The 13,756-nt window shown below is 72.7% G+C and carries 11 protein-coding genes; 1 reads left to right on the plus strand and 10 read right to left on the minus strand.

Going from position 1 to position 13,756, the window contains the following annotated elements; genetic code table 11:
- Both ACQ0O7_RS23840 and ACQ0O7_RS23845 read right to left on the minus strand, forming a co-directional pair.
- Complete coding sequence (locus ACQ0O7_RS23840) at window positions 1-1,671, minus strand: AMP-dependent synthetase/ligase (protein WP_430784399.1); 1,671 nt, start codon at window positions 1,669-1,671, stop codon at window positions 1-3.
- Window positions 1,668-2,324, minus strand: coding sequence for a TetR/AcrR family transcriptional regulator (locus ACQ0O7_RS23845; RefSeq protein ID WP_430784400.1), 657 nt, complete (start codon window positions 2,322-2,324; stop codon window positions 1,668-1,670). Before ACQ0O7_RS23845 ends, ACQ0O7_RS23840 begins: the two co-directional genes overlap by 4 nt.
- 75 nt (window positions 2,325-2,399) lie before the next feature.
- Between ACQ0O7_RS23845 and ACQ0O7_RS23850 the strand changes: the two genes are divergently transcribed.
- Window positions 2,400-3,176: an inositol monophosphatase family protein gene (locus ACQ0O7_RS23850; protein ID WP_430784401.1), complete on the plus strand. Its 777-nt coding sequence runs from the start codon at window positions 2,400-2,402 to the stop codon at window positions 3,174-3,176.
- Window positions 3,177-3,226: 50 nt separating this feature from the next.
- Here the strand turns inward: ACQ0O7_RS23850 and ACQ0O7_RS23855 are convergent, their stop codons facing one another.
- The 8 genes from ACQ0O7_RS23855 to ACQ0O7_RS23890 all read right to left on the minus strand — a co-directional run bounded on the left by ACQ0O7_RS23855 (window position 3,227) and on the right by ACQ0O7_RS23890 (window position 13,733).
- On the minus strand, window positions 3,227-3,883 hold the full coding sequence (locus tag ACQ0O7_RS23855) for an FHA domain-containing protein (RefSeq protein ID WP_430784402.1): 657 nt from the start codon (window positions 3,881-3,883) through the stop codon (window positions 3,227-3,229).
- Window positions 3,880-5,145, minus strand: coding sequence for a VWA domain-containing protein (locus tag ACQ0O7_RS23860; RefSeq protein WP_430784403.1), 1,266 nt, complete (start codon window positions 5,143-5,145; stop codon window positions 3,880-3,882). Before ACQ0O7_RS23860 ends, ACQ0O7_RS23855 begins: the two co-directional genes overlap by 4 nt.
- Before the next feature lie 12 nt (window positions 5,146-5,157).
- Window positions 5,158-6,315 (minus strand): protein phosphatase 2C domain-containing protein, encoded by a 1,158-nt coding sequence (locus ACQ0O7_RS23865; RefSeq protein ID WP_430784404.1) that lies wholly within the window; start codon window positions 6,313-6,315, stop codon window positions 5,158-5,160.
- Between the two features lie 20 nt (window positions 6,316-6,335).
- Window positions 6,336-8,639, minus strand: coding sequence for a tetratricopeptide repeat protein (locus tag ACQ0O7_RS23870; RefSeq protein WP_430784405.1), 2,304 nt, complete (start codon window positions 8,637-8,639; stop codon window positions 6,336-6,338).
- A complete protein-coding gene (locus ACQ0O7_RS23875) occupies window positions 8,636-9,838 on the minus strand; it encodes a hypothetical protein (protein WP_430784406.1) in 1,203 nt (400 codons plus the stop codon). The genes ACQ0O7_RS23870 and ACQ0O7_RS23875 overlap by 4 nt, the downstream gene beginning before the upstream one ends.
- Window positions 9,835-10,776: a glutamate ABC transporter substrate-binding protein gene (locus tag ACQ0O7_RS23880; RefSeq protein WP_430784407.1), complete on the minus strand. Its 942-nt coding sequence runs from the start codon at window positions 10,774-10,776 to the stop codon at window positions 9,835-9,837. Before ACQ0O7_RS23880 ends, ACQ0O7_RS23875 begins: the two co-directional genes overlap by 4 nt.
- Window positions 10,773-12,050 carry a hypothetical protein gene (locus tag ACQ0O7_RS23885; protein ID WP_430784408.1) on the minus strand — a complete coding sequence of 426 codons (1,278 nt, stop codon included), beginning with the start codon at window positions 12,048-12,050 and terminating at the stop codon, window positions 10,773-10,775. Before ACQ0O7_RS23885 ends, ACQ0O7_RS23880 begins: the two co-directional genes overlap by 4 nt.
- A gap of 129 nt (window positions 12,051-12,179) precedes the next feature.
- Entirely contained in the window at window positions 12,180-13,733 is a 1,554-nt protein-coding gene (locus tag ACQ0O7_RS23890) for a long-chain-fatty-acid--CoA ligase (protein WP_430784409.1), read from the minus strand.
- Window positions 13,734-13,756: the final 23 nt, after the last annotated feature.

Here is a 13,756-nt window from a genome sequence, read left to right on the forward strand (position 1 = left end):
CTACGCGTAGAGAGCGTCCAATTGCGACCGGTAACGGTCCTCGGCGACCCGGCGGCGCAACTTCATCGACGGGGTGAGGAGGCCACTGGCCACGTCCATGTGCTCGTCCAGGATCACGTACTTGCGGATCGCCTCCCACGGGTTGAGCCGGCCGTTCAGCTCCTCGACACACGCGGCGATCTCGGCCTCCACCTCCGGGGTGCGCTCGACCCCCTCGTCCAGATCGATCAGCGCCGAGACGAACTTGCGCTTGTCGCCGTGCACCAGCACCTGGCCCACCTTCGGGCACAGCGCCTTGAACTTCGCCTCGATCGTGGACGGGGCCACGTACTTCCCGGTGGAGGTCTTGATCAGGTCCTTCTTCCGGTCGGTGATCTTCAGCGAGCCACGGGCGGTGATCTCGCCGATGTCACCGGTGGGCAGCCAGCCGTCCACCAGCCCGCCCGGCCGGCCGTGGTAGCCGCTCATCATCCCCGGCCCGCGCAGCATCACCTCGCCGTCCTCGGCGATCCGCACGTCGGTGCCGGGCAGCGGGCGGCCGACCGTGCCGTACTCCGGATCGTCCGGCCGGTTGAACACCGTGGTGGCGCAGGACTCGGTCAGGCCGTACCCCTCGGCGATCGGCAGGCCGATCCGGCCGAACCAGGCCGCGATGCCCGGATCCAGGGCGCTGGCGCCGGAGATGAAGTAGCGCATCCGGCCGCCGAACCGGGCCCGCACCTTCGACAGCAGCACGTCGGCCAGCGGGTTGCCGTGCCCGGCCCGGACCGCCAGCCCGAACAGCCGGCCCTTAAGGCCGCCGCCGACCTGGGCCCGCACCCCGGCGTACACCTTCTCGAAGATCCGTGGCACGGCCGGCATGATGGTCGGGCGCACCTCGGCCAGCCGGTCCACGATCCGGCTGGTGTCGCCGTCCACCGCGAACTCGAAACCGACCGAGATCTGGCAGGCCAGCAGCGCCTTGCCGAACGCGTGCGACAGCGGCAGCCACAGGTAGCCGACGTCGTCCGGCCGGACGATCCCCATCGCCTGGATGGCCAGGCCCTGGTAGACCCAGGCGCGGTGCTCGATCCGCACGCCCTTCGGCATGCCGGTGGTGCCGGAGGTGTAGATCAGGGTGGCCAGCTGGTCCGGCCGGACCGCGGCGGTGGCCCGGTCCACCAGCTCCGGGTCCCCGGCCAGGGCCGCCCGGCCGCGGGCCCGCAGCTCGTCCAGCTCGGTGAAGAGGAACACCCGCTCCACGTGCGCGGCGACCTTGTCCCGCTGCTTCGCATCCTCGGCGAAGGCGAACCGGCTGCCCGAGTCGGTGAGGATGTGCTCGACCTCCTCCGGCGACGACGACGGGTAGACGGTGGTGGTCGCCCCGCCCGCGCACATCACCCCGAAGTCCGCCTCGATCCAGGTGACGCTGGTGGTGGCCGCGATCGCCACCCGGTCCTCCGGGCGCAGGCCGTGCGCGATCAGGCCGGCGGCGATCTCCCGGACCGCCTCCGCGGTCCGTCCCCAGGTCTGGGCGGGCCACTCGCCGTCGTCCGCGGGGCGGCGGTAGGCGACTGCTTCGGGGGTACGGGCGGAGCGGGCCAGGAACATCGCCCCGAACGACGCCGGGGTGTCCTCGCGCAGCTCGGTCAGCAGCCGCTGCTCGTGGTCGGGGGCGGTACACGTCGTCATGCGGTCTCCTCGGAGTCGACCATCCGGCAGAGCCAGTCGGACAGTTCGGGAACCAGCGCGATCAGATCCGGTTCGTCCTCGGCGTCGAGGGCGTCGGAGGCGATCTGCCGGAGGGCGTAGATCGCGCCGATGTAGGCACTCAGCGGGGCGGGCTCACCCGTACCGGGAAATCGTCTGGTCCGTAGGTCCCGGATGAATCCGGCCAGATGTGTCAGGGCGGTCCGGCGCCGCTCCCGGGCCGCCCGGCCCAGCGCGTCCATCTCCACCTGGAAGGCCCGCGCCGCGACCAGATCAGCCTGCAGGGTGCCCAGGTAGGAGCCCACGAAGTCGCGCACGCACCCGGCCCAGTCGTCGCCGGAGTTGGCGGCCAGCCGGTCCAGGAAGACCGCGATGAACCGGTCGTACGCCGTATGCACGCAGGCGTCCTTGTCGGTGAAGCACTCGTAGAACGCGGCCCGGGACACCGCCGCCCGGGCGCAGATCTCCCGCACCCCGAACCCGCGGTAGCCCTCGCCGGCCAGCAGCTCGGTGGCGGCGATCAGCATCCGCTCCCGCTGGGCGGCCACGATCTGCTCCCGGGGCAGCACGTGCCGGCCCCGGGGGAGGCTCGCCGGGGTGGTGAAGACGACCCCGCTGGTGATCTGAGTACGCATCGTTACTTTGATACTGTCATGAACTTTCCACGTCACCGGACAACCCCCGGTACCCGGTACCGGCAGGATGGAACCGTGGCAGACGACCTACAGCTGGCCCTGGAGGCCGCGCTCTCCGGTTCGACCGAGGCCCTGCGGCACTTCGCGGCGCTCGCCGGGCTACCCCGCGAGCTGAAGAAGGACGGCTCGGTGGTGACCGCCGCCGACCGGGCCGTCGAGGACCGGATACGCGAGGTGCTCACCGCCGCCCGGCCCGGGGACACCATCCTCGGCGAGGAGCACGGCGAGACCCTGGGCACCGAGGGCCGCCGCTGGATCATCGACCCGATCGACGGCACCCACCTGTTCGTCGAGGGCGACGACCGCTGGCTGATCCTGATCGCGCTGGAGGACCACGGTGAGATCACCGTCGGAGTGGCGATGGTCCCGGCCCAGGGCCGGATCTGGTGGGCGGTGCGTGGCGAGGGCGCCTTCGAGGCGGCCGTCCTGGACGGCCGGATCTCGTCGGGGCAGCGCATCCACGTGGCGCCCGGTCCGTCCCCGGCGCTCGCCGAGGTGACCCTGGGCGTGGTGCCGAGCTGGGGCCGGGAGCCGTTCGCCGCCCTGTTCGAGGCCGCCGACGAGCGGGAGTGGGCGTTGCAGCCGGCCCTGCTGGTGGCCCGCGGCGACCTCGACCTGTCGTTGCAGACCGGCGGCCAGATCTGGGACTTCGCCGCCACCTCGCTGATCGTCACCGAGGCCGGCGGCTGCTACCGGGGGCTGGACGGCCGGACCGTGCCCGGCCCGGGCGCCGCCCTGTCCGGCCGGGACGCCGCGGTGGTCGACACGGCCTTCGCGGTCCTGAAACCGTGACCGTGTGGTGATCTGCGGCGCGGAGCGCGCCGCAGATCACCACACGGGTGTCAGGCCGGGGCGTGCAGGGTGATCGTCGTCCAGGCGCCGACGTGCACCTGGTCGCCGTCCTTCAGGGAGCGGGACTGGCCCGCGCCCAGCGGCTGGTCCTCGTCGTTGATCCAGGTGCCGTTGGACGAGCCGATGTCGGAGACCAGCCACGCGCCGTCGATGCTCAGGGTGAGCAGCGCGTGGCTGTGCGAGACACCCGGGTCGGACGGCTCGGCGGCCAGATCGATTTCCGGGTCGGTGCCCTTCGACGTGCTCTTGCGCCCGATCCGCACCTGCGGCGGCACCAGCGTCACGGTCTGCGGCAGGGTGCCCGCCGGGAAGGTGACGCCCTCGATGTCGTTGAGTGCGAAATACTCCGGATCGGGCACCACCGTCGCGGTCCACGGCCCGGCCGGCGCCGCCGCCGGGGGTGGGGTGTCGATCTGCGGCACCCGCCCGGTGTTGTGGTCGTAGCCGCAGTCCTCACAGAAGCGGAACGGGCCACTGCGCGGGTAACCGCAGTTCGGGCACTTCTCCTTGGGCGGCGCGGTGGTGGCGGCCGGCGGCGCCTGGACCAGGACGGCGGCCGGGGCCGCGCCCTCGATCCGGGTGCCGCAGGTGTCGCAGAAGTCGGGTTCGCCGGAGGCGTGACCCTTGGGACAGGGGTACGTGCTCACTGCCCCCGCCCCACCCGCACGGTCTTGGTCGAGCGGGTGTCCAGGGCCATCTCGTCCTCGGCGGCCACCTTGCGGCGCATCCGGACCGTGCCGGTCGCCGCGTCCTCGATCTCCACCACCTTGGACAGCAGGTCCTCGGTGGCCTTGTTGCCGCTGGCGTGCGCGAGCTGCGCGGCCCGCCCGAACTTGATGGTGGCGGTCCGCTCGTCACCGGCCTCCCGGGCGGCGATCCCGGCCTGGATCGCGTCGGCCAGCTCGGCCTGCCCGGTGTAGTGCGCGACCTGACGGTTGATCTTGGTGGACAGCGCGGTGTCGTCCGTCCACACCGCCCGGACCAGGCAGCGGGCGTGCTCGGTGTCGCCCTCCATCACGTGCACCCGGGCAGCAAGCATCTCGTCACCGGACGCGCCGGCCGGCACGTCCACGCAGATGTGGTAGTCGCGGCTCTCCTGACCCCACGAGCCCAGCGGATAGCGGCCGGCCCGCGGCCCGTCCTCGGCCCGCTTGCCGGTCAGGTCGGCCACCAGCGGCTCCACCTGCTTGACGAACCGGACCGTGCTGTTCACCGGCGTCCACACCTTCAGCTGCACGTCGGCGCTGGTCTTGCCCATCGCGGCGGTGATCATCTGCTGGAACGAGGCGGTCAGCTCGGCCGGCTTGGCGACGATGTCGACGGTGCCCAGCATCTTGTCGGCGATCTTGCGCAGCTCGGCGACCTTCCAGCTGGCGCCGACCCCGCGGCAGTCACAGACGAACTGCTCCTTCACCTGCTCCAGCACGGTCTCCAGATAGCCCTGCCGTTCACCGTTGTCACCGTCGGTCAGCAGGATGGCGTGCTTGATGTCGCCCGGCCGCTGCGCGAACAACTGCGCCGCCAGCAGCAGCCACGCGCCCATCGCGGTGCCGCCGTTGGCCTGCAGCCGGTCGATCGCGTACGCCGCCTGCGCCCGGCTCTCCGGCGAGGAGACCGCCAGCTGCCCCGGCGCCGGGAACAGCTGCTGGGCGGTGCTCACCCCGGCGATGATCGCGAAGTTCACGCCGTCGTCGATGCACTCCACGGCGGCCTTCGCGGCCTGCCGGGCGGCCGCGATCCGGCCCTCGGCCTGCATCGACCCGGACGCGTCCACGATGATGATCTCGGTGGCGCCGCCGGTCCGGCGGCCGCCCTCGCCACCGGTCGACGTGACCGTCACGATCGCGTTGACCTCGGTCGCGCCCAGGGCGAGGTACTCGTTCTGGAAGGCCTCGGCGGTGTAAGACACTCTCGGGACTCCTTACGCCAGCTCAGTGGTCTGTGGATCGGGGGTACCGGCCTCGTCGGCCGGGGAATCGGCCGGGCGCACCGGGATCAGCGCGACCGTGATGTTGTCCGAGCCACCCGCCGCGTTGGCGTAGGCGACCAGCGCCCGGGTGGCCCCCAGCAGGGAGTTGGCGGTCTCCAGACAGTCCCGCACGACCGACCCGAAATCGGCCGCGTCGGGCAGGTAGTTCCACAGACCGTCACTGCACAGGATCAGATGACCCGGCTCGGCGGCGGTGAACGAGCGCACCCGCGGGGCCACCGGCCCGGCGTCCGCGCCCAGCCACGCGGTGATCGCGTGCGCCTTCGGATCGTTCATCGCGGTGACCGGATCCACGCCCATCGCGATCACGTGGGTGGCCCACGAGTCGTCCTCGGTGAGCTGCTGCGCCGGGCCCTGCGGCCCGAGCCAGTAGATCCGGCTGTCGCCCACCCAGCCGTACCCGACATGCGGGCCACGGACCGCGGCCGCCACGATCGTGCAGGCCGGGTTCGCGGCGGCCCGGCGCGGATCACCGGTGTGCGCCAGCGACGCCACCGCCGCCGCCGCGCCGGCGATCGCGTGCGAGACCGCCCCGGCCAGGCCCAGCGCGCCCAGCGGCCGCTCCAGCCCCTCCAGATCGGCGGTCTCGTCCGGGTTGCCCGCGTCGGCCGGCGACGGCTCGTCCGGGTGCCGGGCGCCGGCCAGCAGCTCCCCGGCCGCCCGGACCGCGATGTCCGAGGCGGCGTCCGGGTCGAACGAGGCCGAGACCCCGTCACAGACCACCACGTCGGCGGCCTGCGAGCCGACCGCCAGCCACATGGCGTCCTCGTTGCGGTGGTGCCGGCGGCCACGGTCGCTGACCGCCGCGCCGGACGGGCCCCCGTCCGCCTCCAGATGATCACGCGATCGGCCGGCCATCATGCCGCACTCCCCGCAGTACGCGTCGTCGCCCACGGAGCCGGCTGCCCCGCAGCGCGCACAGTCCTTCCGGCCCCCGCCGGCCGTCTCCGCCACGGGGGTCTCCTCCTCCGCGCCGGACTTCTCCGCCGCGGAGGAGGCGGTTTCGGCGAGCTTACGCCCGCACGCCTCGCAGAAGGAGGCGCCGCCGGCGCGCTCCTCCTCGCACGAGGTGCATTCGATCACGGTCATCGGTGCGGTTCCCGCCTCTCTCACGTACGCGTCCGCGGGCGTACCGCGTTCGCCAGGTCTACCAGGCGGATCTTCTCCGCGCCGTGGGTGGCCCGGGCCATCTCCCGGTACGCCGCCTCCAGCGCGAACCGCACGTCACGTTCCGGCATCCTCTCCGCCGGGGCCCCGCCGATCACCGTGGCCAGCACCGGCGGGTCGATCGCGGTGCCACCGCCGAGCGTCCGCAGCGCCTGCTCCAGCAGCTCGGCCCGGAGCGTGGCCAGCTGGGCCGCCTCCACCTCCAGCCGGGCGATCAGCCCCGCCGCGGCGGCCAGCGAGTCCACGTCCACCACCGCCGACCGGTGCGCCCGGACCAGCGCCCGGATCGCGCCGATCTGCGAACTCGGGTACGCCGACGAGGTGCCCGGCACCCGGTTGTACGCCTCCACCGCCCCGGCCCGGTCCCCGTCGGCCAGCCGGCAGCGGGCCAGCCCGGCCGCCGCCGTGGTGAACGCCGGATCGGTCCGGCTCACCACGTCGTAGTGGGCGCACGCGCCGGCCGCGTCCCCGGTCAGCTCGGCGGTCACCCCGAGGGCCAGCTGCGGGGCCAGCTCGCCGGGCAGCGCCGACCACACCGCGTCGAACCGCTGCCGGGCCCGCGCGAAATCGCTGGTGGAGAGCGCGAGCAGGCCGTCGTACCAGTCGATCCGCCAGTCCGCCGACTCGCCGGCCAGCTCGTCGCGGACCTCGGCGGCCTGGGCGGCGTCACCCTGGTCGACGTACGCCCGCAGCCGCCGCAGCCGCACCTCCACCGAGTCCTGCGGCGCGCTGGACAGCTGGGCCAGCACCGTCTTCGGGTCGGCCGCGGTGATCGAGGCGAGCAGGCCGGCCGCCGGGTCGCTGAGATCGACCAGCGGGGTCGGCAGGTCCTGCCAGCGGGCCCGGTCGTCGCGCAGATCGGCGCGTAGCTCCCCGGTGAACCAGCGGGAGATCGCCGGATGCGGGGTGCCCCCGGCGGCGAGCACCTGCCGCAGCACTCCGAGCATCTGCTCGGCCATCTCGGCGGCGTCGGCGAACCGCTCGTCCCGGTCGGTGCGGGTGGCCCGCAGCAGCAGCCGGTAGAACGACTCGTGCCGGCGGTACGCCTCGAACTCGTCCCGGTCCGGCAGGCTGTCCACAAACGTCGTCTGGTAGCCCCGGAAGTCGGTGGTGAGCACCGCCAGGGTCCGGCCGATGGTGTAGAGATCGGACTCCGGCGACGGCCCCAGAGTGGCCATCTCCGGCGCCTGGTAGCCGATCGTGCCGTAGATCGCGGCATCCTGGTCGTCGATGTGCACGACGCCGCCGAGGTCGATCAGCCTCATCTGGTCACCGGACTGGATCACGTTGTCCGGCTTGAAGTCGCAGAAGATCAGGCCCCGCTCGTGCAGGTAGCCGAAGGCCGGCATGATCTCCAGCACGTACGCCAGGGCCTGGTCCACCGGCAGCGGGTCCACCGGGCCGGCGCCCCGGCGTTCCTTGAGCACGTCCTTGAGCGACTTACCGCCGACGAACTCCATCACGATGTAACCGGCGCCGTCGTGCTCGACGAAGTTGTAGATCTTGACGATGTTCGGGTGCTCGACCTCGGCCAGGAACCGGCGTTCGGCCACCGCCGCCGCCAGGGCGTCCTCGTCACCGGAGTTGAGCAGGCCCTTGAGCACCACCCAGCGGTCCGAGACGTTGCGGTCCACGGCCAGGTAGATCCAGCCCAGGCCGCCGTGCGCCAGCGCGCCGACCACCTCGTACTGCCCGCCGACCCGGTCGCCCTTGGCCAGCTTGGGGGTGAAGTTGAACGCCTCACCACAGGCCGGGCAGAACCCGGACGCGCGGGCCGGGCGGTCGCCCCGGGAGCGGCCGACCTCGCCGCGGCACTTGGCGCAGTAACGGCTCGACTCCGGCACCTCGGCCACGGCCATCACCGCGGTCGCCGGGTCCGCCTGACGGATCGGCGCGATGTCCACCAGGCCGCCGCCGAAGCGGCGGGCCGAACCGGTGCGGGAGCTGCCGGTCCGGGAGCTTCCGCGGGTACGGGCGGAGAGGGCGCTGCTCCGGGTCGAGCCGGTGTTCATCACCGGCCGGGCGGCCGGGGCCAGCCCGCAGGTGTCGCAGTAGCCGTCCTCGATCGTCCCGTCACAGCCGGGCCGGTGGCATCGGCCGTCGTCGGCTTCCACCGCGGGCGCCGCCTTGGCCGCTGACGCCGTCTTGGCCGCGGGCGCCGCCTTCACCGCGGGCGCCAGCCCGCACGTGTCGCAGTAGCCGTCCTCGATCGAGCCGGCGCAGTTGTCACGCTGGCAGCTGGTCATCGGGCCTCCCGGGCGGCGATGGTGGCGGAGAGCGCGTCCTGGTACGCGTCGACGGCGGCCCGTGCCGCGGCGAGATCGCACGGGGCCCGGTACAGATGATCATGAGCGGTCCGGGCCAGCGGGCTGAGGGTGGTGTCCTCACCGAGACCCCGGCCGAGAGCCTTCGCCCGGTACGCGTCGAGCCGCCCGCGCAACTCGTTGCGTTCGCTGAGCAGCCCGGCGTTGTGCGCCCGCGCGGCCCGCAGCGAGGCCAGCCGCTCGTCGGCCTGCCGGCGCCACGCCGACAGCCGGGGACTGATCAGCGCCCAGTGCCCGGCCGCGGCGAGGGCGTCCACCGCGGCCAGCTCGGGGCGGGGGTCGGTACCGCGTACCGTGATGATCCGGTCGTCCGGGAAACGGCCCACCGCGGCGTCGCGCGCGTCGTCGGCCGCCCGCTGCGCCGCGTCGACCTCGGTCAGCAGCGAGCGGGCGTCGCGCAGCCGCTGCGCCAGGGAGGCCCGCAGCTCGGCCGCCGACGTGCGCTCCGCGTCCGCCCGCGCCACCAGCTCGGTCACCCGGGTCAGCCCGGACAGGTCGGCGCCCAGCGGGTCGGACAGCAGCACCCGGGTGATCTCCCCGAGCCGCCGGTCGGCGTCGTCGAGCAGCCGGTCCGCCTCGGTGGCCAGGCCGGCCGCGGTCTGCCGGGTCAGGTCCCGGGCCCGCTGCACCGCGTCGGCGGCCTCGGCGGCCGCCGGCATGCCCCGCCGCCACGCCTCCCCGGCACCGGTCACCACGGCCACCGCGGTGGTGAACGACGCCTCCATCGCGGACAGCAGCTCGGCCGGGGTGCAGGTGGAGACCACCTGGCCGGCGCCGAGCAGACCGCGCTGCGCCAGCGGCACCGTCGCGGTGGACAGCGTGATCGACTTCCCGAGCACCTCGTGCTGGTAGGCGGCCCGGTCGGCGTCGCTCATCCGGCGCTGCCCGCGCAGCGCCCCGGCCCGCGCGATCACCTCGGTCAGCTGCCGGTGCCCCTGCCACAGCCGGGCCAGGGCGTCCCCGGCGTCCGCCCACGCGGTCGCGGTGCCACCGGTCAGTTTGATCCGGCCCAGCTCCTGCCGGTCCGGGTTCTGATCCAGCTCCACCAGGTTGGTGGCGATCGCGGTGACGGCGGCGGTCAGCCGGGCCAGCTCGGTGTCGGCGGCGGTCGTGGCACTCATCGGTACTTCGCCGCCGGTGGTGCCGGGGCCGGGCCGGAGGCCTTCAGCCACCTGTCGTGGATCGACTTCCAGGTGCCGTCGGCGCGCAGCCGCTCCAGCACCGCGTTGACGAACTCGGTGAACTCGCGGTGGTCCTTGCCGACCGCGATCGCGTACGGCTCGGAGGTGAAACGCGGACCGACGACCTTGGCGTACGGGTCCTGGGCGGCCAGCCCGGCCAGGATCGTGTCGTCGGTGGAGACCGCGTCGACCTCGCCCAGCTGCATGGCCACCAGGCACTGGCCGAAGTCGGCGCGGGCCACCGGGACCGGCCCGGTGCTGACCTTGCCGATGTTGTCCAGCGAGGTGGAGCCGGTGGCCGCGCAGACCGGGCGCTCACCCAGGTCCTCGATCCGGGTCACCGCCGAATCCTTGCCGACCAGCACCCGCTGGCCCGCCTCGAAGTAGACGGTGGAGAAGTCGACCTGCTCCCAGCGGGCGCAGTTGGTGGTCATCGTGCTGATCGCCAGGTCCACGTCACCGTTCTTGACCGCGTCCACCCGGGTGGCCCGGGGCACCACCCGGATCTCCAGCTTGCCCGGATCGCCGAAGATCGCCCGCGCGATCTCCCGGCCCATGTCGACGTCGAAGCCCTCGATCCGGCCGGTGAACGGGTCCCGTGAGCTGAACAGCAGGGTGTCCTGGGTGGTGCCGAGGATCAGCCGGCCGCGCTCCCGGATGGTGCGCATGTGGCTGCCGGCCGGCATCGTCAGGCCCTTGGTGGGCCGGAAACTGGCGCGGGCGTCGCAGGTCTCCGGAGCGGCCGGGGACGCCGGCGTCTCCGGTGTCACCGTTGCTTCCGCCGCGCTCGTCTCCCGGCTCCGCGGCGTGTCGGTGCAGGCGGTCAGGCCGGCCAGCAGGGCCACCGCCGAGACCAGAGCCAGACGGGTCCGCGTCATCGGTACTCCTCCAGCCGGGCCCGCAGGCCGAACACCGCGAACAGGCAGATCACCAGGGCCAGCAGCGGGCCCAGCACGGTGAGCGCGCCCATCCCCCGCCCGGCGGAGGCGATCTCCGCGTCGAACGCCGCCCGGCGGTCCGCCGACGCCGCGTCCAGCGTGGCGGTGAGCTGGTCGAACGCGTCCCGCGTCTGCTCACCGACGGCCAGTTCCACAGCACCCTCGTAGTCGCCGTTGTCGTCCAGGTCCCGGATCTTCTCATGCAGGCTCAGATAGCCGGAATGCTGCCCGGCCGCGGTGCCTGCCAGGTCACGCACCGGGTCCAGCTCCGGGCCGTCGAACGACACCCGCGGGCTGATCGCCTGGAACTCCTTCTCCAGGGCGCCGCTGCCGGCCCGGGCGGCCAGGGTGAGCGCCTCGTTGGCCCGCTCCCGCAGCACCAGGACCCGCATCTCGGCCAGCGTCTCCACCGGGGCCGAGCCGTCCTTGTCGGCGGCGCCGAGCTCGGCCCGCTGACGCGCGAAGACCAGCGCGCAGCCGGCCACCAGCAGCACGGTGAGCCCGGACGCGACGAGCAGCGGCACGTTGAAGGTGCGGCGGGTGCTCCGGCTCAGGTGCGCCTGGGTCACCACCAGCGCCGCCGCCAGGGCCACCAGCAGCACCGTCAGCAGCGTCAGCCACCAGGTGCTGCGGGCGCTGCGGTAACCCGCCTCGGCCTCGTCGCGGGCCTCCGCGGTCAGGATCTCGGCCTGCGGCTGCAGGGTGTCCCGGTTGAGGGTGGAGGCGGTCGACAGGTAGGAGGCGCCGAGCGGCTTGCCCTGCCGGTTGAGGGTGCGGGCGGTGGCGATCAGCGCGGCGTAGTCGGTCAGCCCGGTGCTGACCGCCCGGATCGCCTCGGCGGCCCGGCTGCCCTCCGGCACCCGGCTCGCGGCCGCGGTCAGGGCGGCCGACGCGTCCGCCAGATCCCGGTCGTAACGGTCGGTCAGATCTTTCGGCTCCAGGCCGCCGGTGATGAAGGCGAGCGCGGCGGTGGTGTCCGCGTCGGCCAGCGCCGAGTGGACCGTCTCGGCCTCGGCGAGCAGCGGCTGCACCCGGTCGCGCAGGTCGGCGGTGCCGGTGATGGCCGAGCGGGCGGTCAGGCCGGTCACCAGCCCGGCCAGGGTCGCCAGGACGAGCAGGACGGCGAGCAGCAGTCGGAGCCGGCCGGGCGAGGTGTGCCGCAGATCGGCGAGTTGTCGCAACGCCACCCGTGGTGGCGCCTGAACCGCTGTCACTATGATGCCCTCTCGCTGTGGGATCGCACGTCCACTGTGCGTTACGGATGCAAGCGATCGAGGGGGAGTCTACGAACGCCGGACGCCCGGCGGTAACCGCCGGGCGTCGGAGATTTACCGGTTCCTGCGTCAGTTGAGCTCGCGTTTCAGCAGCTTTCCGGTGGCCGTCATCGGCAGCGAATCGACGATCTTCACGATTCGCGGGTATTTGTACGACGCCATCTGCTCCCGGCCCCAGGCGACGATCTCGTCCTCGGTGGCGGCGGCGCCCGGCTTGAGGATCACGAACGCCTTGACCTCCTCGCCGTGACTCTCGTGCGGCACCCCGATCACCGCGGCCAGCGAGACCGCCTCGTGGGTGATCAGCACCTCCTCGATCTCCCGGGGATAGACGTTGAAACCACCCCGGATGATCATGTCCTTGGCGCGGTCGACGATGTAGTAGAAGCCGTCCGCGTCCCGCCGGGCCAGATCGCCGGTACGGAACCAGCCGTCCCGCATCACCTCGGCGGTCGCCTCCGGCCGGCCGATGTAGCCGCGGAAGATGTTGTGACCCCGGATCGCGATCTCGCCGATCGTGTCCGGGCCGTCGATCCGGTTCCACTCCGGGTCGATCAGCTTCACCTCGACACCCCAGACCGGGATACCGATCGAACCCGGGCGGGGCTCACTGTGCGGGTCACTGAACGTGGCCACCGGCGAGGTCTCGGACAGGCCGTACCCCTCCAGGATGGTGACGCCGAACCGCTCCTTCACCGCCTTGATGATCTCCACCGGCAGGCTGGAACCACCCGAGACGGCCACCCGCATGTTCCCGGCGATCCGCTCCACGTCCACGCCCTCGCCCAGCGCGTTCAGCAGACCCCAGTACATCGTCGGTACGCCGGCGAAGAAGGTGATGTCCTCCTTCTCCAGCAGCTGGACCGCGGCGTTCGGCTCGAAACGGGGCAGCAGCACCAGAGTGGCCGCGGTGGCGAAACCGGCGTTCATGTTCACCGTGCTGCCGAACGAGTGGAACAGCGGCAGCACCAGCAGGTGCGTGTCGGCGGCCGGCTGGCTGTTGAACAGCCGGTTGCAGGTCAGCGCGTTCAGGATCAGGTTCGCGTGGGAGAGTTCGGCGCCCTTGGCCTGCCCGGTCGTACCGCTGGTGTAGAGGATGACCGCCGCGTCGGTCTCCTCCCGCAGGACCGTCTCGCCCGTCACCGGCGTCCGGTTCGCGGCGATCGCCGCGCCCATCGTCTCCGCGCCCTCGATCGGGCTCTCCGCCGCCGGATCCGCGGTGATCAGGAAGAAGTGCTCGGCGCCCTCCGTCTCGGCGAACCCGGCGAAACCCTCGGCGCCCATCGGCAGCTCCGGGGTGCCCTGGAAACAGAAGTAGGCCTTCGCGCCCGAATCCCTCAGGTGGTACGCGATCTCCCGGCCCTTGAGCAGGACGTTCAGTGGTACGACCACCGCGCCCGCCTTCAGGATGCCGTAGTAGACGATCGGGAAGAACGGCAGGTTCGGGCAGGTCAGCGCCACCTTGTCACCCGGCTTGACGCCACGGTCCACCAGCAGGGCGGCCACCTGGTTCGCCGCCGCGTCCACCTGCGCGTAAGTCAGCCGGGCCGGGCCGAGCACCACGGCCGCGCGGTCCGGGTGCCGGCGGGCGCTGTCCTCCAGGAGAACGGAGAGATTGAGCATGCGGTGGCACCCTTCTTACCGGT

Origin of the sequence: Actinoplanes sp. G11-F43 (assembly GCF_050589265.1) — a bacterium.
GTDB lineage: Bacteria > Actinomycetota > Actinomycetes > Mycobacteriales > Micromonosporaceae > Actinoplanes.